The sequence below is a fragment of the Photorhabdus sp. S10-54 genome, assembly GCF_963878145.1.
In the GTDB taxonomy this organism is placed as follows: domain Bacteria; phylum Pseudomonadota; class Gammaproteobacteria; order Enterobacterales; family Enterobacteriaceae; genus Photorhabdus; species Photorhabdus kayaii.
The window spans coordinates 19,152-39,504 of sequence record NZ_CAWNXG010000025.1 but is presented as its reverse complement, the minus strand read 5'-3'; the positions used below and the strand labels follow the sequence as shown (position 1 = coordinate 39,504).

General features: G+C 40.9%; 18 protein-coding genes. 8 read left to right on the top strand and 10 right to left on the bottom strand.

Features of this window, described 5'->3' with window-relative positions:
• The first annotated feature begins 4 nt into the window (after positions 1–4).
• The 3 genes from parC (at position 5) to ftsP (ending at position 4,853) form a co-directional block, all read left to right on the top strand.
• Complete coding sequence (parC, locus tag AACQ83_RS14285) at positions 5–2,266, top strand: DNA topoisomerase IV subunit A (RefSeq protein WP_112878301.1); 2,262 nt, start codon at positions 5–7, stop codon at positions 2,264–2,266.
• Positions 2,267–2,286: 20 nt separating this feature from the next.
• Complete coding sequence (locus AACQ83_RS14280) at positions 2,287–3,015, top strand: 1-acylglycerol-3-phosphate O-acyltransferase (protein WP_112878300.1); 729 nt, start codon at positions 2,287–2,289, stop codon at positions 3,013–3,015.
• Positions 3,016–3,431: 416 nt separating this feature from the next.
• Entirely contained in the window at positions 3,432–4,853 is a 1,422-nt protein-coding gene (gene ftsP / locus AACQ83_RS14275) for a cell division protein FtsP (RefSeq protein ID WP_112878299.1), read from the top strand.
• Between the two features lie 134 nt (positions 4,854–4,987).
• Here ftsP and dkgA read toward each other — a convergent pair whose 3' ends face one another.
• From dkgA to metC, 5 genes are all read right to left on the bottom strand, one after another.
• Positions 4,988–5,866: a 2,5-didehydrogluconate reductase DkgA gene (gene dkgA / locus AACQ83_RS14270; RefSeq protein WP_112878298.1), complete on the bottom strand. Its 879-nt coding sequence runs from the start codon at positions 5,864–5,866 to the stop codon at positions 4,988–4,990.
• A 273-nt stretch (positions 5,867–6,139) separates the two neighbouring features.
• On the bottom strand, positions 6,140–6,811 hold the full coding sequence (locus AACQ83_RS14265) for a DedA family protein (protein WP_112878297.1): 672 nt from the start codon (positions 6,809–6,811) through the stop codon (positions 6,140–6,142).
• Positions 6,812–7,172: 361 nt separating this feature from the next.
• Positions 7,173–7,733, bottom strand: coding sequence for a type II toxin-antitoxin system YhaV family toxin (locus tag AACQ83_RS14260; RefSeq protein ID WP_240000805.1), 561 nt, complete (start codon positions 7,731–7,733; stop codon positions 7,173–7,175).
• A gap of 6 nt (positions 7,734–7,739) precedes the next feature.
• Positions 7,740–8,090, bottom strand: a complete 351-nt coding sequence (locus AACQ83_RS14255; RefSeq protein WP_112878296.1) for a type II toxin-antitoxin system PrlF family antitoxin — start codon at positions 8,088–8,090, stop codon at positions 7,740–7,742.
• Between the two features lie 143 nt (positions 8,091–8,233).
• Positions 8,234–9,427: a cystathionine beta-lyase gene (gene metC / locus AACQ83_RS14250; RefSeq protein ID WP_112878295.1), complete on the bottom strand. Its 1,194-nt coding sequence runs from the start codon at positions 9,425–9,427 to the stop codon at positions 8,234–8,236.
• Between the two features lie 293 nt (positions 9,428–9,720).
• Here metC and exbB point away from each other — a divergent pair, with 293 nt between their 5' ends.
• Together exbB and exbD are read left to right on the top strand one after the other, a co-directional pair.
• On the top strand, positions 9,721–10,755 hold the full coding sequence (gene exbB, locus AACQ83_RS14245) for a tonB-system energizer ExbB (protein WP_370446062.1): 1,035 nt from the start codon (positions 9,721–9,723) through the stop codon (positions 10,753–10,755).
• 3 nt (positions 10,756–10,758) lie between these two features.
• On the top strand, positions 10,759–11,184 hold the full coding sequence (exbD, locus tag AACQ83_RS14240; RefSeq protein ID WP_112878294.1) for a TonB system transport protein ExbD: 426 nt from the start codon (positions 10,759–10,761) through the stop codon (positions 11,182–11,184).
• 168 nt (positions 11,185–11,352) lie between these two features.
• On the opposite strand, the gene AACQ83_RS14235 is transcribed toward exbD, so the two are convergent.
• From AACQ83_RS14235 to AACQ83_RS14220, 4 genes are all read right to left on the bottom strand, one after another.
• Positions 11,353–11,643 carry a helix-turn-helix domain-containing protein gene (locus AACQ83_RS14235; protein WP_112878293.1) on the bottom strand — a complete coding sequence of 97 codons (291 nt, stop codon included), beginning with the start codon at positions 11,641–11,643 and terminating at the stop codon, positions 11,353–11,355.
• The gene (locus AACQ83_RS14230) at positions 11,633–11,953 is read right to left on the bottom strand and encodes a type II toxin-antitoxin system RelE/ParE family toxin (RefSeq protein WP_112878292.1); all 321 of its coding nucleotides are present in this window, start codon (positions 11,951–11,953) and stop codon (positions 11,633–11,635) included. The genes AACQ83_RS14235 and AACQ83_RS14230 overlap by 11 nt, the downstream gene beginning before the upstream one ends.
• Positions 11,954–12,061: 108 nt before the next feature.
• The gene (locus AACQ83_RS14225) at positions 12,062–12,436 is read right to left on the bottom strand and encodes an MFS transporter (protein WP_304465966.1); all 375 of its coding nucleotides are present in this window, start codon (positions 12,434–12,436) and stop codon (positions 12,062–12,064) included.
• Between the two features lie 6 nt (positions 12,437–12,442).
• Positions 12,443–13,243, bottom strand: a complete 801-nt coding sequence (locus AACQ83_RS14220) for an MFS transporter (protein ID WP_205068659.1) — start codon at positions 13,241–13,243, stop codon at positions 12,443–12,445.
• A gap of 307 nt (positions 13,244–13,550) precedes the next feature.
• On the opposite strand from AACQ83_RS14220, the gene AACQ83_RS14215 reads away from it, so the two are divergent.
• From AACQ83_RS14215 to AACQ83_RS14205, 3 genes are all read left to right on the top strand, one after another.
• Positions 13,551–14,444, top strand: coding sequence for a LysR family transcriptional regulator (locus AACQ83_RS14215; RefSeq protein WP_112878291.1), 894 nt, complete (start codon positions 13,551–13,553; stop codon positions 14,442–14,444).
• A 384-nt stretch (positions 14,445–14,828) separates the two neighbouring features.
• Positions 14,829–16,577 (top strand): GH39 family glycosyl hydrolase, encoded by a 1,749-nt coding sequence (locus tag AACQ83_RS14210; RefSeq protein ID WP_112878290.1) that lies wholly within the window; start codon positions 14,829–14,831, stop codon positions 16,575–16,577.
• Between the two features lie 514 nt (positions 16,578–17,091).
• A complete protein-coding gene (locus AACQ83_RS14205) occupies positions 17,092–18,846 on the top strand; it encodes a GH39 family glycosyl hydrolase (protein WP_112878289.1) in 1,755 nt (584 codons plus the stop codon).
• A gap of 440 nt (positions 18,847–19,286) precedes the next feature.
• On the opposite strand, the gene AACQ83_RS14200 is transcribed toward AACQ83_RS14205, so the two are convergent.
• Positions 19,287–20,318 (bottom strand): Fic family protein, encoded by a 1,032-nt coding sequence (locus tag AACQ83_RS14200; RefSeq protein WP_112878288.1) that lies wholly within the window; start codon positions 20,316–20,318, stop codon positions 19,287–19,289.
• Positions 20,319–20,353 lie beyond the last annotated feature (35 nt).

The following is a 20,353-nucleotide window of genomic DNA, read 5'->3' as shown; positions in this document are numbered from 1 at the left end:
GCGAATGAGTGAGATAACTCATGATGGCGTGGAGCGTCTGCCGCTCCACTCATTTACTGAAAACGCCTACCTGAACTACTCCATGTACGTCATCATGGATAGGGCGTTGCCTTTTATCGGTGACGGTTTGAAACCGGTTCAGCGCCGTATTGTTTATGCCATGTCAGAACTGGGGTTGAACAATACCGCCAAATTTAAGAAATCCGCCCGTACCGTGGGTGATGTACTGGGTAAATACCATCCGCATGGTGATGGCGCCTGTTATGAAGCTATGGTGTTAATGGCGCAGCCGTTTTCTTACCGCTATCCTTTAGTGGATGGGCAAGGGAACTGGGGGGCGCCGGATGATCCCAAATCTTTCGCCGCAATGCGTTATACCGAGTCTCGCCTGTCCAAATATGCCGAGTTACTGTTGACTGAGTTAGGGCACGGTACAGTTGATTGGGTGCCAAACTTTGACGGTACGTTGCAGGAACCGAAAATGCTGCCGGCGCGTTTGCCAAATATTTTGCTGAATGGCACCACCGGTATTGCGGTGGGGATGGCGACAGATATTCCGCCCCATAATGCGCGTGAAGTGGCGAATGCACTAGTCACGCTGCTGGATAAGCCGCAGAGTTCCCTTGATGATCTGATGGAGCACGTTAAAGGTCCTGATTATCCGACTGAAGCGGAGATCATCACTTCTCACGAAGATATCCGTAAGATTTATAAAAATGGCCGTGGTTCGGTACGGATGCGAGCTGTTTGGTCAAAAGAAGATGGCAATGTCGTGATCACTGCGCTGCCGCATCAGGTTTCTGGTGCCAAAGTGTTGGAACAGATCGCTAACCAAATGCGGGCTAAAAAGCTGCCTATGGTTGACGACTTACGAGATGAATCTGATCATGAAAATCCAACTCGTCTGGTTATTGTCCCTCGTACAAACCGGGTTGATTTGGAGCAGGTGATGAATCATCTGTTTGCCACTACAGATTTGGAAAAGAGTTATCGTGTCAACCTGAATATGATCGGATTGGATAATCGTCCGACCGTGAAAGGGCTGGTTGAGATCCTCTCCGAATGGTTGGTATTCCGCCGGGAAACAGTTCGTAAACGTCTGAACCATCGTTTGGAAAAAGTCCTTAAGCGCCTGCATGTGTTGGAAGGCTTACTGATCGCATTTCTCAATATTGATGAAGTCATTCACATTATCCGTAGTGAAGATGAGCCAAAACCGGTATTAATGTCACGTTTTGGTTTAAGTGAGACGCAAACGGAAGCCATTCTTGAGCTGAAATTACGTCACTTAGCTAAACTGGAAGAGGTAAAAATCCGTGGCGAACAGAATGAGCTGGCAAAAGAGCGCGATAAGTTACAGGCGATTTTGGGTTCTGAGCGCAAACTGAATACGCTGTTGAAGAAAGAGATCATAGCTGATGCGGCCACTTATGGTGATGAGCGTCGTTCTCCAATGAGAGAACGTGATGAAGCCAAAGCGATGAGTGAGCATGACATCACACCTTCTGAGCCGGTGACAATCGTATTGTCCGAGATGGGTTGGGTTCGTAGTGCGAAAGGCCATGATATCGATCCGGCTGGGCTGAATTACAAAGCAGGTGATAGCTTCCGTGGTGCGGCTCGTGGTAAGAGCAATCAGCCGGTTGTTTTTATTGATACAACAGGTCGCAGTTACTCGCTTGATCCGCGGGATTTACCTTCTGCCAGAGGGCAGGGGGAACCACTAACGGGTAAATTGACTTTACCCGCGGGGGCAACGGTAGAGCATGTACTGATGGCGTCGGATGAGCAGAAGTTTCTGATGGTCTCTGATGCTGGTTATGGCTTTATCTGTACTTTTAGTGATTTGGTTGCTAAAAATCGAGCAGGTAAAGCACTGATTACATTGCCGGAAAATGCTCGCGTCATGACGCCGCTGGAAATAAATAACCCGCAGGATGATATGTTGTTGGCAATTACCAGCGCAGGCCGGATGTTAATGTTCCCGGTTGCAGATTTGCCGCAACTTTCTAAAGGGAAAGGGAATAAGATAATTTCTGTTCAGTCAGCCGCAGAAAATGACCTGTTGAGTTGGTTATTGATACTACCGCCACAATCGTCTATTACACTTTACTTTGGAAAGCGTAAATTGACGTTGCGTCCTGAAGATCTTCAGAAATTCCGTGCAGAACGTGGTCGTAAGGGAACACCTCTGCCTCGTGGATTGCAGCGTATTGAACGGGTTCAGGTTGAGACCCCACCTTCTGCTACTAACGTAATTAAATAGTGGGATTATAAGAGGCGGCTATGTTAGCAATTATTCGCGGCATTATTGTTATTCTGTTTTCGATTGTAGTGTGTGTCTCTGGTGCTATTTACTGTTTATTCAGACCACGTCACCCTGACCATGTTATGGTGTTTGGTAATATGTTTGGTCGGTTGTCAAAAATATTTGGCGTCAAAATTATTGAACGTATTCCTGCTGAAGCCAGGCATTATGGTCCGAGTATCTACATTGGCAACCACCAAAACAACTATGACATGATAACTATGTCCAATGCGGTTCAGCCGGGCACAGTGACAGTCGGTAAAAAAACTTTGGTGCTGATCCCATTTTTTGGTCAGCTTTATTGGTTGGCTGGCAATATTCTGATTGATCGTGCTAACCGCGCCAAAGCACATGGCACGATTACCCAGGTTGTGGAGCAGATTAAAAATCGTCGTCTTTCTGTTTGGATGTTTCCGGAAGGGACACGTAGTCGTGGTCGTGGTTTATTGCCGTTTAAAACTGGCGCTTTCCATGCTGCGATCTCTGCGGGAGTGCCGATTGTCCCGGTCTGCGTTTCTTCCATCACTAATGGACGTATTAAGCTGAATCGCTGGAATAATGGTTCCGTCATTGTTGAAATGTTGCCTCCCATTGATACTTCTGGCTATACCAAAGAGCAGGTGCGCGAGTTGGCAGAATATTGTCATCAAGTGATGAAAGCTAAGATAGATGCATTGGATGAAGAATTGGTTGTAATGGAGAAATAGGGTAAGTACTCATAATATACTCATAATAGGTTATATAGGGCCACTCTTTTATAATAAAGTGCGGGTCTGACAAAGGCGATAGCTTTTAAGCGTACTTTAATCCTCACATATTTAGTATATGTGAGGATTTTTGTTCGTTGTCTATGACCACAATTTATTCTTAGTCGGAAATGACATGTACTGATCGCTGACCGAGAGAGATTCGTGTAATGCATTCAGATAGTTTAATTCCCTCCATATTCGCGTTATGATGAGAGCTTGATAAATAATGTTTTTGTTAAGCGCAATCAAAAGGATAATAAGCTTTAATAACTTCAATAATGAGTTATTCGCTTCCGGGGTGAATGATTGCAGTGTCTCAACTATTTTTGAGGCATATAAACCCGGAATTTAATTAGGTTTGTCGCGGAGAAAATATGTCATTTAGTCGGCGCCAATTTATTCAGGTATCAGGCTTGGCGATGTGTATCGGAGCCGCTCCTCTATTGGTTCGAGCCAGCAAAAATCAGCAGACTGCTTTGCCGGTTCCCCCTTTATTGGAATCCCGTGGTGGGCAGCCGTTATTTCTGACTTTACAAAAAGCGCATTGGACTTTTGATGGACAATATAAAACCAGTGTATGGGGAATTAATGGCCAATATCTTGGTCCGACTGTACGGGTTCATAAAAACGATGATGTCAAACTGATATACAGTAATCGGTTAGCGGAGCCGGTTTCGATGACTGTCAGCGGATTGCAATTACCGGGTACGTTGACCGGTGGGGTTGCCCGTCAGATTTCTCCGGGGTCTGGCTGGTCGCCAGTGTTGCCTATTCGTCAGCAGGCGGCAACTTGCTGGTATCACGCCAATACACCTAATCGGATGGCGCCACATGTTTATAAAGGTTTGGCTGGTATGTGGTTGGTAGAAGATGAAACCAGCCGCCATTTGCCGTTGCCGAAACACTATGGTGTTAATGATTTTCCGGTTATTCTTCAAGATAAACGGTTGGATAACTTTGGGGTTCCTGAGTATCAGCCGGCCTCTGATAGTGGATTTATCGGTAATACTCTGTTAGTTAATGGCGTACAAAATCCTTTTATTGAGGTATCTCGTGGCTGGATCCGTTTACGTTTACTCAATGCATCCAATGCCCGCCGATATCAGTTACAGATTGGTGATGGCCGTCCTTTCTATATGATAGGCACTGATTTGGGGTTATTACCTGCTCCTATAGCCATTCAGCAACTCTCCCTTGCGCCAGGAGAACGGCGTGAGGTATTAATTGATATGTCCAAAGAGGACGAAGTTGTTGTTACCGCAGGTGAATCAGCCGGGGTACTTGATAAGTTACGTGGGTTGTTTGAACCCTCTACCGTGTTGATTTCCAGCACTGTTCTGACCATTAAAGCAACCGGTTTATTATCTCTGGTGACAGATAATCTCCCATCTCGTCTGGTTGATGATGTTACGCCAGTTTCCAATGCAATCCGTAACCGGGAAATTTATCTTGATGATAATACGCCTGGAATAAACGGTGCGTTATGGAATATGAATCGGGTGGATATTACTAGCCAGCAAGGAACGTGGGAGCGTTGGATCGTAAATGCCTCTGCCCCACAACCATTCCATATTGAAGGTGTGCAGTTTAAGGTGATTAATCACAACGGTGAGGCCCCTCAACCGCAAGATTATGGTTGGAAGGATACAGTTTGGGTTGATGGGCGGGTGGAGTTGCTGGTTTATATGAACCAGCCCTCTTATGAACACTTCCCATTCCTATATTACAGTCAGATTCTGGAAATGGCCGATCGTGGCTCTGTTGGGCAGTTAGTGACTATACCGGTCAATCAATAATGGAAAAAACCAGATGAGTGATAATCGGTAGAACTATAAAAATAGCTCAGCAAAATCGGGGCGCGGCGTTGATGCCGCGCACGTTTTAATTCTGTTTTGCCCACTATCACCTTATCAATTTTATCAGCCGTTTTTCAGCACTGATTATTAGCGTTATTTTGCTCAAGAAGCTGAATGAATTCACTGAAATCAACGAATATTTCAGGGGTTGGTCCCAGACGTTTACCGATATCTAGCGTAGTCATCGCGGTCAAATCTTCTTTTTCTAGTTTGAAGTTGAACACATCAAAGTTCTCTTTAATTCTCGATAACGTGGTTGATTTTGGGATCACAATCATGCCGTTATCAATGTGCCAGCGGATAACAACCTGCGCGGGTGTTTTGCCATACTTTTGTGACAGATGTTGAACCAGTTGATTATCAAATACGTTTTCACCACCTTGTGCCAGTGGGCTCCAGGATTCGGTAACGATATTATGTGTGGCATTCCAGGCATGAAGCTGACGTTGTTGTAGCAGAGGGTGCAACTCAATCTGATTAATGACGGGATGAACGCCGGTTTCATTGATCAGTCGCTGGATATGTTCAGGTTGGAAGTTAGAAACACCGATACTGCGAATAAACCCCTCTTTCTGTAATTCAATCAATTGTTGCCAGGCACAGACATATTGATCTTGCGGTGGTGCAGGCCAGTGAATGAGGTAAAGGTCAACATAATCCAGTTGCAACTTTTCCAGACTTTCTGCCAAGGCAGCACGGGCATCAAGGTGTCTGTCATTCCACAATTTAGTTGTAACAAAGATATCTTCACGGGGGATATCTGTTTCTTGTAACGCGTTGCCTACGCCTTTCTCATTGTTGTAGATAGCGGCGGTATCAATTGCCCGATAACCGATATCCAGTGCAGCATGGATTGTTTCTGCTATCTGCTGGTCGTCTGCGGCCCATGATCCAAGCCCCAATTGTGGCATGTGATTCCCATCAGCAAGTCTGATAATAGGTTGATTATCCATTACTAACTCCTATAAAAAGATAGACTTAAAATATCAGTTAAAATTATGGCGATTGATATTAAGTTGATATTAAGCGTAATTGAAGGAAGTAATACAATTGGCGTGATCTAAGCCATGTATTGTGATCAATACATGGCCAAACACATGAATTAACCGGTTTGGTGGCGCATCGATACCAACAATATCACTTAGTGCTGAGCCTTAGCCTATATAATATTGGTACATTAAGTTAAGGATAAAAACCCTGCTGCTGCTTGTAAACCATAATGACTTTTATTTACGTTTTATCGCCGAGATTTTCTTGTGGCGCCAGTACATCAACAGAGAGGCGCTTAAACCACTTAACAACAGCACTATGGGTAAAATTATCAAAATATTCATCACCAAATCTTGGTGATTTTTAATAAACGGGATCTGATTGAGGAGATAACCAAAACCGACCACGATGACAACCCATAGCAAGCCACTCAACCAGTTAAAAACTTGAAAGCGTTTACTGTTAAGACCGGATATACCAGCCAATGTTGGTAACAGAGTGCGGACAAAAGCCAAAAAACGGCCAATCAGTAACGCGGCCAGACCATGTTTGAAAAACAACTCGTTAGCTCGCTGACGATACTGAATAGGAAGTTGTGCCAGCCAATCTTTAACCCGTTTGGTATCACCAAGCCATAACCCTTGAAGATAGCCGAGCCAGCAACCGATACTTGCCGCCGCTGTTAATATAAAAACGGTTGGGATAAAACTCATGACTCCCTTGGCAACTAATGCACCGGCAAGGATTAACAGAGTATCACCAGGCAGAAAAGCGGCAGGTAATAAGCCATTTTCCAGAACCAGCGTCACGAATAGAATGCCATAGATAATCCAGAGAACATCGGGGTTGGCAAGTTTAGAAAAATCATGCTGCCATAATGCCTGCATGATCCCGTTTAGTACTTCCATTGCTTATCCTGTGACTGTTATATATCCGTCATCTTTCAAGTTGCCTCTTTGTTGGCTGCACTCACTCACCCCGGTCACATCGTTATCTATGCTCCCGGGGACTCGCTCCCTTGCCGTCGCGATGCATCTTGAAATCTATAGGGTATAAAATAAATTTATTTCATCTGTATATATAAAGTCAGTTTACAGTAAAAGTTTTGGCATGGCTTGACTTTATCCCTTATAAGAGAAAATTAATGGCTGATACTAATGAATCAATTGGGGCACATAACCATCAAATAAAAGTTAAAAAAATAGAAAAGGAGCGATTCATCGCAACCTTTTCAAAGTACATTTTAAGGCTCGCTCATCAAAATCGATGTTAAATTTCATCTAGATTAATTCTGATCCGCTTTGCTGGATTTTTGGTACGCTCACGAACCACATCCAGAATATCCTCATCATTAATAAATTCAGTTAAATGTGGTGAATCAATAGACTCTTTTAAAAGAGAATTCCAATTGTCCGGTGGATGTCCAACGTTAAGCATTTCACCAAATACTTTGTAAGCGTCATGCTTATCACCATATGCTCTTTTTGTTCTCTCGTCATTTACCCAGCCAAAGATAATAATTTTACTTTCGGCGTGGAAACGGAAAAAAAGGCGATATTGTTGGAAAAATTTTGCTCTGAACCAGTGTTTTCTTTTTCCACCCAATGTGTCACCTAAACGAAAGGCTATATTAGCTGGGTCATTGGGAATAATTTCAGTAACGAGTTTTATGATTGCAGCCAGGCGTTTTGTATCATTTTTTTTCAAGTAGTCATTTGGGTATTTTTGCTGAAGTTGTACTACCTTATCTATTGCTTGTTTTAATTGTTCTATAAAGCATGGATGAGCAAAAAGAGCCCATCCGTTTATTACACGCACTCGATCATACATAGCTCTTTACTCATCGTCAGCAGATAATGGGTTGTTCAGATCTATGTCTATTCCAGCGATAAGTGACTTCGCCCGGTTAATGAGTTGTTCATCTAATTGTTGTACTTGTTCAGGATATTTCTGAATGTCTTTTGCCAGAAAGTTCAGAAATGATTCCATGACAAGATCTTTTTCTTCTTCACTATTTTTACGACTGATAAGTACATCACCGGAAGATAAAATCTTATATGCGATACTGTCATGACCTGGTTTTAGCTTAAGCGCTTTACGGACAGATGTTGGGATGGTTGTCTGACTGCGACGGGTAAGTTTGGATTCTGCACCAACCTCGAACTCAACACTTGGTAATGCGTGCATATTTCTACCTCGTTATGCTGATTTGAGAATCTGTTCAACGAAGTGTAATGCAAATGCATTGTACTGGCAATATCTATATTATTGTTTCATGCTGACTTCCAAGTGTTAAGTTTTTCAGTTTATTACATTGAATAACAACAAAATTAATCAACCGAAATTCGACTAAATCCCTCTGTGAGATCATCAATCAAATCTTGAACATTTTCCAGCCCGACATGCAGGCGGAACAGGGTGCCCGTTCTTTGTGGCGCACCGTACTGGCGCATCATTTTTATCTCTTCTGGTTGATAACCCAGGATCAGGGATTCAAAACCGCCCCATGAGAATGCCATTTTAAAATGGTGAAAATTATCCAGATAATCCGTAAATTGCTGTGGGGTTAATTTCTCTTTCAATTGAAAAGAGAACAGGCCACTACTGCCACTGAAATCACGGATAAAATTATTGTGACCGGGGCAGGAAGGCAGAGCGGGGTGATAGACTGCGGCGACTTCGGTTCGTTGTTGCAGCCAGCGTGCGATTTCAATACTGCTTTTTTCATGCTGTTTCAGACGAATAGCTAAAGTCCGTAATCCACGGCTGGCCATATAAACTGTATCGGCATCTGCCATTTGTCCCATCAAATAGGAACTCTCTCGCAGTTGTACACAACAGCGTTCATTAGCCACAGCAATACCTAACATTGCGTCTGAGTGACCAATAATATATTTGGTGCCTGATTGAATCGAAATATCGATGCCGAATTCTAGCGCTTTAAACAGCACGCCTGCTGCCCAAGTATTATCGATCATGATGACAATATCCGGATTGACTTGGCGCACTGCGCGGACAATCGCGGGGATATCTTGTACTTCCATTGTGATGGAGCCAGGGGATTCAAGAAACACCACTTTGGTATTGGGCTTAATCAGATCAGCAATTTCTTCGCCAATCATGGGATCGAAATAATCGGTGGTAATATTCATCCGTGACAATATCTTGTCACAGAAACTTTGCGTCGGGTCATAAGCCGAACCGGTTAATAGAATATGATCACCGGCGGCGGCAAAAGCGAGAATGGCATTACTAACCGCGGCAGCACCAGAAGGGTAAAGCATACAGCCGGCGCCACCTTCTAGTTCAGCCATTGCTGCTTGAAAAGAGAAATGAGTCTGTGTCCCACGGCGGCCATAAAACAGTTCGCTCTTGTCCCGGTTTTGCGTCGCATGTCTTTTGGCGGCGACAGAATCGAAGATCACCGATGATGTTCGCTGAATGATGGGATTGACCGCGCCTTGAGTAAATTTTTGGCTTCTACCAGCATTGACCAGTGAAGTTTCCAGTTTTTTTTCTGCCATGATCCATTGCTACCTTAGAACACTTCAATTTTTGAAATGGTGTAAAAAATAGAGTTAACACGTTAAAAGATTTAGACCTTTTTGTACAAAGGGATTAGAACAACTTGACGAAAATTCATCTCATTACCTGTGAGTAGGGGGTGCTTAACTTTATTTTGTGAAGGGGTAATACTTTTTTATTAAACAATAATGATAATTACTATCAAATCACTTAAGGTTTGATATTATCAGCCTGCATGTTCATTCAATCTGGTGAAGATGAGCAAAGACTCAGTATAAATAAGGTTAGTGAGATGACGAAAAGTAATTCACTGCTAAATAACAAGGTTTATAGCAAAGGGAGTAAAGGCCAACTGATGCGAAATTTGACTGCTTCAATAATATTAGCGCTCGGGCTGGCAGGTTCGGCATTGGCTGATACAGCACCAGCATCTGCAACAGAGACCAATAACACGGCGAAAACCGTACAGATTTCAGGGTCTATTCCGGCATCCCCCCCGGCGGTGACGGATGCAACTGCACCACTTGCAAATCAGATTGCGTTGCAAACGGCATCTGCGACGGAGGGCGCCCAAGTGACGCCGGTTGCAACGGATGAGGTTGCACCTAAAGCTCCTGCTGATGAAGCCAGCCTTTCCAGTGGCTTTGCTACTGATCTGTCTATTTGGGGGATGTATCAGAACGCTGATGTTGTGGTTAAGACCGTGATGATTGGCTTGGTGATTGCTTCTGTTATTACTTGGGCTCTGTTCTTCTCAAAAGGTACTGAACTGATAGCTGCCGGCCGTCGTTTACGTAAAGAGCAATTCGCTTTAACGGACGTGAATAGCCTTGATCAGGCTACGGAAATTGCCGAAGGTTTCAGCAAACACAGTATTGGCCGCTTGTTGCTGAGTGAAGTACAGGCAGAACGTCAATTATCTTCTGAGAGTACTGATTTGAATAGCACGAAAGAGCGTGCCGCTTTCCGTCTGGAACGTTCCGTTGCGGCTATCAGCCGTCATATGGGGCGTGGTAATGGCTATCTGGCAACCATTGGGGCGATTTCTCCTTTCGTTGGTTTATTTGGTACGGTGTGGGGCATCATGAATAGCTTTATCGGTATTGCCCACTCACAGACAACTAACCTCGCGGTTGTGGCGCCGGGTATTGCGGAGGCCTTGTTAGCGACAGCACTTGGTTTGGTCGCAGCGATCCCTGCCGTTGTGATATATAACATCTTCGCCCGTATGATCGTTGCTTACCGTGGTCAGGTTGGTGACATGGCGGCACAGTCAATATTACTGCTTGGCCGTGATCTGGATTTAGCAAATAGCAAGACAAGGTGATTTATGGCAATACGTCTTAATGAAGATCTGGATGATAGTGGCGAATTGCATGAAATCAACGTCACACCATTTATTGACGTGATGTTGGTGTTATTGATTATCTTCATGGTAGCAGCACCACTGGCAACCGTTGATATTAAAGTGGATTTACCCGCTTCATCGGCAAAACCGCAGCCGCGTCCAGAAAAACCGGTATTCTTGACGGTTAAAGCTGATCGCCAGCTTTATGTCGGAGATCAACAGGTCGATTATGATACTTTGGCGGCGGTATTGGATCAGACGACCCAATCCAATAAAGAGACAACCATTTTCTTTCAAGCTGATAAAACCGTGGATTATGAAACACTGATGAGCGTGATGGATTCTTTGCGTAAATCGGGCTATCTGAAAGTGGGCTTGGTAGGGATGGAAGCGGTTTCATCAGGTTAGCGACCGCTTCAATAAATCACCGCGCTGGAAAGCGCGGTTGAGATTAGAAAGCATTAGTGGAAATAAAGTGGTAAATGAGATTTTCGGTGAGAACAGACAAACCTCATCATGAGGATCAGATTGCTAATGACTTAATTCAGTCACTAAGGGTGGCAGCTTTACTTGCTCTTAATTAGACAGAAAGCTAATGCTTAAACTGACTCCACAAGCAGCAGCATAGCGCTCAAGTGTTAAAATACTGGCCTTTCCAGCATTTTTTTCCAGTTTGCTTACGGCGGGTTGAGTGATTCCCATCCGTTCGGCAACCTGGGTGCTATTTAATCCTGCCTGATTACGCATATTAAGAAGAAGCTCCTTCAACTCTTCTCCTTTTTTCTCAGCCATATAAAGGGTATGAACTTCTGGATCAGCAAGCAGTTCAGCTTTAACGTCGGAATATGGGACACCTTTAATGCTCATCATTCAACTCCTCAAGCCTTCTTAAGGCTATGGCTATTTCGGTGGGTGGTGTTTTTAGTGTTTTCTTTATAAATGTACGTAAGATATAAATTTTCTTTCCTTTGGCGAAAGCAAAAAAAGTTCGCGTAATATCTTTCTTGCCAGCTCGCAATTCAAATAATCCCTCACGAATAATATCAGTATTGGGATAACGTAATGCATTGCCTTTTGCTTCTAGCTTATCAAGTGCCGTTAATACTTTTGCTTTCATTGGTTTATCAAGCGCCCGAATTTCATCTAAAGCATCAGGGTGAAATATCAACTCAAACATTCAGCCTCCTTTAACAGAGGAGGTTATATCGCATCTTGAGGCATAACTCAAGAGTTATGCATAACTTATGGGTTATGATTGAATGTATGATTTTCACTGACGTAACTTCTATCTGCTGTTTGAACTAAACAGAACCCTCAGAACGGCTAATAATGCGCATCCTCCGCCGCTGAAAGCGACGCCATACCAAGAAAAATGCCAGGCTGCGACAGCTCCCAAAGAGGAACCTATTGCGCCGCCGGTGAAATAGCAGGTCATAAATACGGTATTAAGCCGACTACGGGCATCAGGTAATAATGTGTATAACCGTGTTTGATTTGCCACTAAACCCGCTCTGCTACCAAGATCCAATAGAATAATACTGGCGAATAAAAATAGAATACTGTGGCTCGTGCCGCTAATTAGACACAAGGCTAATGTCACTAATAAAGCACCTGTGGCAACAATAGCTCTCCCACCAAAGCGATCTGTCAATGAACCTATTATTGGTCAAGCTAACATTCCCACAATTCCCGTCAAACCAAAGAGGCCTGTAATATCGCTTCCCCATCCGTAAGGTGGTTGAGAAAGCAATAAGGCCAGAGAACCCCACAGCGTATTAAAAGCGGCAAACAGTAAAAAACCGGATAATGCTGCTTCACGCAAAAGGGATTGTTGCTTTATTAATTTACCGAGTGAAATAAGAAGTTGGCTGTAAGTTATCGTGTGTGGTATTTCTATTTGTGGCAATATAAACCAGACCAGAAAAAGCAGGCATATATCAATTAAAGCTGCCAATATAAACATTTCACGCCAGCCGACATGTTCTCCGACTGCACCACTCAGTGCCCTGGCAAGCAGTGCTCCGGCAAAAAGGCCACTCATCAGGCTTCCTACCGCTCGGCCGCGCTTTTCTGGTATTACCCAGCCGGATACGGCAGGAATGATGATCTGTGCTGAAATAGAAGTTAGCCCCACAATCAGGCTACTTGCCAGAAGATATGTAAAATTTGGTGCTGTGGCACATAAGATAAGGCTGATTATATTGCCGATTAAGAGGCAGAAAATCAGTTTGCGACGGCTTAGTGCATCTCCAAGTGGTCCAAAAAAGAGAAGCCCCATTGCGTAGCCGATCTGCGTTAGTGTCGCGATCCAGCCAGATATTGAACCATTAACGTTAAAACTTGTCCCAATTACTGGCAATAATGGTTGGTTATAATAAATGTTCGCTACAGCAAAACCACAAGCAGCAGATAATAAGATAAGAGAAACGGAAGAAATAAGATTTGGTTTAATTGCTGTATTTGACATGGGAACTCTCAGCATTTGGCCGGAATTATGATGAAATGATTTTGACACTATCCGCAGATTGCGGGAATGAAGAGAGCGAGCAAAGTTGTTTTGCGTAGAATGCAAAGATGATAGCGTTATTATGATGTTGTGTATTATTTGTAATATATACCCGTTATCTTTCAAGCTGCCTCTTTGTTGGCTGCACTCACTCACCCCGGTCACATAGTTATCTATGCTCCCGGGGATTCGCTCCCTTGTCGTCGCGATGCATCTTGAAATCTATAAGGTATATAAGGCGTTTGAATATTCGAAGGTAAAAATTGCGATGAAAGATTTATTACGTACCGATATGCTAGCAACATTCATTCATGTTGCCCGCTCACAAAGTTTTTCTGCCGTTGCTCGTTTGCAAGGTATGGCGGCATCTTCTATCACTCGTCAAGTAGATAACCTCGAACAGATGCTAGAGACAAAACTATTCTTTCGTTCTACCCGTGGTTTATCGTTGACTGATGCCGGGGAGATTTTATTTTCAAAGGCGCAAGGTATTATCAATGATCTTGTTGATGTTCAGGCTGAATTAGCGGCATTGAATGGTGAGCCGCAAGGGGTATTACGTATAGCTTGTTTGCCAACCTTTGGGCGTCAACATATTATTCCGATGCTAGCAGAGCTATTTACTCAATATCCTAAAATTCAGGTTGAACTTGATCAAACCGAACGTTTAACTGATCCTGTCAGAGATCGTCTTGATGCCGTTATTCGTATTGATGAATTAAAAGATAGCACGCTTTATTCAAAGTGCATCTCTACACAAACTTGGATTATTTGTGCCAGCCCAGGCTATATTCAAAGGCATGGAACACCGACGTCATTTACCGAATTAAATAATCACTATTTGCTTGATAAACATCATGACCCCGCTGGCATTTGCTGGTCACGTTATCGGGATTCTATTAACTTCAACGATGAGAAAAGGATTCTTCGCAGCGATGACTTTGAAACATTGAGAATGGCCGCGGTGAGTGGATTTGGAATAGCGCTTCTGCCTAATTGGGTGGTATCCACAGATATTCGTTCTGAAAAACTGGTGCCTTTATTTAATGATCCAGATGGACGTAAAGAAGATATTTATTTACTGCGGGCACTTGCTCACCCGCCAGCAAAATTAACAGTATTTATGTCATTATTGCAAAAGAGGCTTGCCGAGATTATTTAAGCGAATTATCCTGATATATATTAATGATCTTATGTGATATTATTTAATATAATTCACTCACTATACGATTTTATTGGGTGTTTTTTTACTATCGTTATTAATATCAATTTATTATTGAAATATATGTTCTTTGGTGCTGATTTTGTTAAATAAATCACAGGTTAGATTATTGGCATAAATAATTATATCTATGTGATTGTTGATTGCTGTAATAAATTAAAATTAATAGGTGGTAATTTTAAGATATAGTTAAAGGTGATATTTAACTATTCTCTAAGTATCCGGTTCATTTATTGTTGTTGAGTTGTCAGAGAAATATATTTATTCTTCTATATTATTTTACACTTATAACAATATCATTCTTAATGAATATAGAGGTTTATTATGACTAAAATTTTCTCATTCAATAAAAATCATCGAGATTTATCCGCAGGGAATCATTCATTGCTTAAAGAAGTTAATGGTGTCAATGGTGTTCCTAAATCTTTGATGCCGGGTTTCCCTGATTTAGATGATCAATTTAATCAGATGGGAATTACGAATATCAGGCTTCATGATGGTTTTGGTATTGGCGATATGGATAATTATTTCCAGGTGGATAGAGTTAATGATCGAAATCAAATAATTGTTAATGTCCCAGAAGAAAATAAACCCGCGGCTAAAAAACTGCTCACTGATATTGCAAATATCAGAAGCATCTTTCCCAATGCGGCGGCTGGAATGAGAAGTAATGATATTAGTCTTGCATTAAAAGAGGCTAATTATAAAATGACTGATGCTTATCTGTTAGATATTATGAATAATCAAGCTGATTTGAATCCAGATAATATTCAGCGACAAATCATGTTTCGTATTGGACGTACCGGTGATGGTGGTTATGAAATACCGCAGGATTTTGATATTTATGCAATATTAGTCGCCACGTTGGTAAATCGCTATGCTTTAAACTATGCCAGAATTGGTTTACCAAGTAAAATAACTTACTGGCAAGTTTGGAATGAGCCTGATTTATTTTTCTTCTGGAATAATGATGATCCTAAAAAATATTATGAATTATATGCCAAGATTGCAAGAATAATTAAAGCTATTGATCCTTCGGTTAAAGTAGGTAGTGCGGGTATTGCATTTATTGATAGAGGACAAGAAGATTATCTTGATGAGTTTTTACAATATTGTAGAGATAATAATGTACCGTTAGATTTCTTTTCCTGGCATGGATACGTTGAAACTGGAGATCCACAAAACATTATTGATTTGGGGAATGTGGTTCAAAAAAGTTTGCATACTTATGGTTTTACCAATACAGAAAGTTTTTGTACTGAATGGAATTCTAGCCCAATTGGAACAAAAAATACATATACAAAAGTTCAGGGAATTAAAAATGCGGCATATATTGTTTCTACGTTGATTTATATGCAATATATAAAAGCTGACAGAGCTTATTATTATCGCGGAGATGGCTTATCTTTTGGTTTGTTTAATAACCAATCTAATCCTAAAAACCCATGTGCTAAAAATTTTTGCACTTATTCAGCTCAATCCTTTTACCTGTTTGCCAGAATGTTTGAAACACCTTATATCTTAAGTGGTCATAGGGATTTCTCAACAGGTTTAACCGTTTTGGCAACTGAGAATGCTGAAGGCAATAAAATTAATATCCTTGCCGCAAATTATAAAGTTGATAAGAGTCTTGCCGATGGTAATGCAGCCCCTGATTATTTATATCAACAATACTATTTGGATACCAGCCGAACACTGAATCAATTAACGGATACTTGGAGTAAGAATAAATGGTTTGGCGGTGTTGATCCGACAACCGTTCACGTTGATAACGCGGTAGTACAACATGAGCCTGTTAAGCCATTTCCAGATAATAATATGTTGAGAGCTAAAAATCGTGATTATGCTGATAGCGACCAAGGTGTTACCGTAGTAATTAATCATATAGATTATAAAAAATTTAAAGTCAAAGCATTCCGTATTCAAGAAGGTGGATCTCTGGCAAAAATGACACCACCGGAAGTGACTAATCAGATTAATGTGTCTATAGCTAATAATAAATTAACGCTAGTGGATAAGGGAGCGAAGCCTGCAACGGTAACATTATATTCATTAGAGCTAGATGATAATTGATTTTATATGCAATAGAGATATTATTGTAAATTATCTCCCCTGTTCAATTAATCAATGAAAAATAAAATTATTTTAATCTGATAGGCTCTGAAAAGAGCCATTTTGATAGCAATTAATTGAATTATATGGTTTTTTATATTTCATGGTGGCTTGTTAAGGTTGGAAATATGTTTTTAATATGTGTCAATGATCTTTTGTACGATGTTTTTAAACATAATCTACGCTCTGTATGGTTTTATTGTGTGTTTTTTTCTCTTTTTATGATTCTATGAGTAAATAGGCCGTCGAGTCAATTTTATTATTTTAAATAATTGTGTTAATGTAATTGTTTATTTAATTCAATAAATTCAAAGTAATAGCTGGTAATTTTAAGGTGTAGTTAAAAGTAATATTTAACTATTGTCTGGGTCTTCCATTCATTTATTGTTATTGAGTTTTCAGATAAATTTATTTATTCTTTGATATTGTTTTTGGTTTATAGGAGTACAATTTCTTAATTAATATAGAGGGTATTATGACTAAAATTTTTTCATTTAATAAAAATCATCGAGATTTATCAGCGGGGTATAACTCACATCTTAAAGCGGTTAATGGTGTCAATGGTCTTCCTAAATCGATAGCGCCAGGTTTCCCTAATTTAGATAATGAATTTAATCAGATGGGAGTTACACATGTCCGGCTCCATGACGGCTTTGGTATTGGGGATATAGATAATTATTTCCAGGTGGATAGGAAAAACAACCAAGATCAAATGATTATCAATGTGCCGGAGGAAAAGAAACCGGCGGCTAAAAAGCTTGTTGCTGATATTGCAAATGTCAGAAGTATTTTTCCCAATGCGGCTATTGGGATGAGAAATCATGATGTGAATCTTGCATTAAAAGATGCCAATTATGAAATGACCGATGCTTATTTGCGTGATGTTTTGAATAATAAAGTAGATGTGAATCCAGATAATATTCAGCGACAACTTTTTTTTCGTATTGGGCGTTCACTTGATGGCGGTTATGAAATGCCAGAGGATTTTGATGTTTATGCAGCATTAGTTAAAGCCTTGGTGAATCGTTATGGTGTAAACTATGCCAACATTGGGCTGCCGAGAAAAATAAGTTATTGGGAGATTTGGAACGAGCCTGATTTGCTGTTTTTCTGGAATAGTGATGATCCACAAAAGTATTATCAATTATATGAAAAAGTAGTGAGATTAATTAAGGTGGTTGATCCTGATGCTAAAGTCGGTGGTGCAGGTATTTCGTTTAGTAATCATGCAGGAGGACATTATATTGATGGGTTTTTCCGATATTGTCGTGATAATAATGTACCGTTAGATTTCTTTTCCTGGCATGGATACGTTGATACTGGGGACCCGCAAAACATTATTGATATGGGTAATACGATTCAGAAAAGTTTGCATACTTATGGCTTTACTAAAACTGAGAGTATTTGTACTGAGTGGAACTCTACTCCTTTTGGATCGAGAAATACATTTACAAAAGTGCAGAGTCCTAAAAATGCAGCCTATATCGCCTCCTCATTGATTTATATGCAATATACCAAAGTTGACCTGGCTCATTATTATCGGGGTGATGGTTTACCTTTTGGTTTATTTAATGATCAACCTAATTCTAAAAACCCAAGTGTTAGAAATTTCTGTACCTATTCAGCCCAATCTTTTGGTCTTTTTGCTAAAATGTTGAAAACACCTTATATATTAAGTAGTCAAAAGGATTTTTCAACTGGCTTGACGGTTTTGGCTGCCGAAAATAAATCGGGTAATAAAATTAACATCCTCGCGGCAAATTATAAAGTGGATAAGGGTTTTTCTGATGGTAATGTAGCACCAGTTCCTGCGGATTTATATCGACAATACTATTTGGATACCAGCCGAACATTAGATCAATTAACGGATACCGGTAGTAAGAATAAATGGTTTGGCGGTGTTGATCCGACAACCATTCAATCTAATAATGCGGTAGTGCAGAAAGAGCCAGTACAACAACTTCCTGAAGATTCTCTTTTGAGGCCTAAAACTCGTGATTATACTTATAGTGATCACGGCGTTACAGTGGTGATTGATCATATAGGTTGCAAGAAATTTAAAGTTAAAGCATATCGTATTCAAGAAGGCGGATCGCTGGAAAAAATGACGCCGCCAGAGGTGACTAACCAGATTAATGTGTCTATAGCTAATAATAAATTAACGTTGGTAGATAAAGGCGCGAAACCTTCAACGGTAACGCTGTATTTATTGGAGCTAATTCATCATTAATTTTATATGCAGAGAAAATATTAGAATAAATTGTTTTCTTTTTACGTTAATTATTGGAGAATAAAGTTATTCAGACTCTTATAAGAGTCTGAATAATTAATTGAAATAAGTTTTTTTTCGGAATAAATAGATTTTTATTATTAATAAATTAATAGTAATTATCTTTCTATATAATGGGATTGTCTTTGAAAATAATATTTTTTTAATGATGTTTATTTGGTTGTAAGGTGATAAATGTTTTTATATGAATCATTATTTTATTGAATTAAACTATACCCAATGGATTTCAAGATGCATCGCGACGGCAAGGGAGTGCAGCCAACAAAGAGGCAGTTTGAAAGATGACGGGTATAAATAGATTCGTTCTGTGTGCAGTGTGTCAAAGAATTATAGTGCCGTTAAAATAGGGGCATCATTGAAAGGTAGGGATTGGTGACTCTTTACTGTTTATGGTGATTTTTTAAATTTGTCCCTTTTGCTGTCAAACGATAGCGTTGTGATGGGCTGCTAGGTTTTTCTGGATGGCTCATTTCAATTAATCCTGCTGCCAGTGCGGGTTGCAAATAGCGCAGACGGAATGAGCTACGATCTTTTAATCCAAGTGCTGATTGCAGTTGCCCACGGTTCATTTCCCCTTTCAATACCATAATTAGTTGTTTAACTTGTTGGGTAGCCTGATGGGTAGCCTGATGGGTAGCCTGATGGGTGGATGTCAGAATTGCATCACGGATCATGTGCAGCATAAATTCAATAAATGGCGCACAATCAGCAAGTTGGCTACTTAGATTAATTGTTTGATAGTAATGAGCTTGATGTTCATAAACCAGGCTTTCAACGGGAATAAATTCAAATAAAGGGTTCCAATGGTTTAGGATTAATGTCTGCCATAACCTGCCCATTCTGCCGTTTCCATCGGCAAACGGATGAATGAATTCAAATTCGTAATGGAAAATGCAACTGGCAATAAGTGGATGAATATCAGTAGAGCCTAACCAGTGAAAAAGATCACCCATCAGCTTTGGAATCCGGTTTGCCTGTGGAGCCATGTGAATGACTTTTTCTCCATCCATCACCCCGACGCCGCTGTGTCGATAACTACCGGCATTATCTAGTAATCCCTTCATCAGAACATAATGGGCTTCTAGTAAGTTTTGCTCTGATGTGAAATGCCAATGGTTGAGCTTTTCATAAGCCAAAATAGCGTTACGCGCTTCTTGTATTTCACTGATAGGTGCAATAACTCGCTTTCCTTCAATAATGGCTGTGATTTGGCTTGCATCAAGTAAGTTACCTTCAATTGCCAGTGAACCGTGAATTGTGCGTATCCGATTGATACGTCTCAACCGCAAAGCTTTTATTTGTTCCTGTTCAGTGCTTAACCGGCCGATATTCTCACTGATTTCAGCAACTAATTGGATCATTTTAGCTGTAATTGAGAAAGGCGGTTGATAGCCTTTTTTAGCTGAATTCATTGAATACCTTAATTGGATTAATGGGCGTTATTATT

Coding starts and splice junctions, on each gene's coding strand:
- parC (WP_112878301.1), top strand. CDS start 5: ATGAGTGAGATAACTCATGATGGCGTGGAGCGTCTGCCGCTCCACTCA.
- AACQ83_RS14280 (WP_112878300.1), top strand. CDS start 2,287: ATGTTAGCAATTATTCGCGGCATTATTGTTATTCTGTTTTCGATTGTA.
- ftsP (WP_112878299.1), top strand. CDS start 3,432: ATGTCATTTAGTCGGCGCCAATTTATTCAGGTATCAGGCTTGGCGATG.
- dkgA (WP_112878298.1), bottom strand. CDS start 5,866: ATGGATAATCAACCTATTATCAGACTTGCTGATGGGAATCACATGCCA.
- AACQ83_RS14265 (WP_112878297.1), bottom strand. CDS start 6,811: ATGGAAGTACTAAACGGGATCATGCAGGCATTATGGCAGCATGATTTT.
- AACQ83_RS14260 (WP_240000805.1), bottom strand. CDS start 7,733: ATGTATGATCGAGTGCGTGTAATAAACGGATGGGCTCTTTTTGCTCAT.
- AACQ83_RS14255 (WP_112878296.1), bottom strand. CDS start 8,090: ATGCACGCATTACCAAGTGTTGAGTTCGAGGTTGGTGCAGAATCCAAA.
- metC (WP_112878295.1), bottom strand. CDS start 9,427: ATGGCAGAAAAAAAACTGGAAACTTCACTGGTCAATGCTGGTAGAAGC.
- exbB (WP_370446062.1), top strand. CDS start 9,721: ATGACGAAAAGTAATTCACTGCTAAATAACAAGGTTTATAGCAAAGGG.
- exbD (WP_112878294.1), top strand. CDS start 10,759: ATGGCAATACGTCTTAATGAAGATCTGGATGATAGTGGCGAATTGCAT.
- AACQ83_RS14235 (WP_112878293.1), bottom strand. CDS start 11,643: ATGAGCATTAAAGGTGTCCCATATTCCGACGTTAAAGCTGAACTGCTT.
- AACQ83_RS14230 (WP_112878292.1), bottom strand. CDS start 11,953: ATGTTTGAGTTGATATTTCACCCTGATGCTTTAGATGAAATTCGGGCG.
- AACQ83_RS14220 (WP_205068659.1), bottom strand. CDS start 13,243: ATGTCAAATACAGCAATTAAACCAAATCTTATTTCTTCCGTTTCTCTT.
- AACQ83_RS14215 (WP_112878291.1), top strand. CDS start 13,551: ATGAAAGATTTATTACGTACCGATATGCTAGCAACATTCATTCATGTT.
- AACQ83_RS14210 (WP_112878290.1), top strand. CDS start 14,829: ATGACTAAAATTTTCTCATTCAATAAAAATCATCGAGATTTATCCGCA.
- AACQ83_RS14205 (WP_112878289.1), top strand. CDS start 17,092: ATGACTAAAATTTTTTCATTTAATAAAAATCATCGAGATTTATCAGCG.
- AACQ83_RS14200 (WP_112878288.1), bottom strand. CDS start 20,318: ATGAATTCAGCTAAAAAAGGCTATCAACCGCCTTTCTCAATTACAGCT.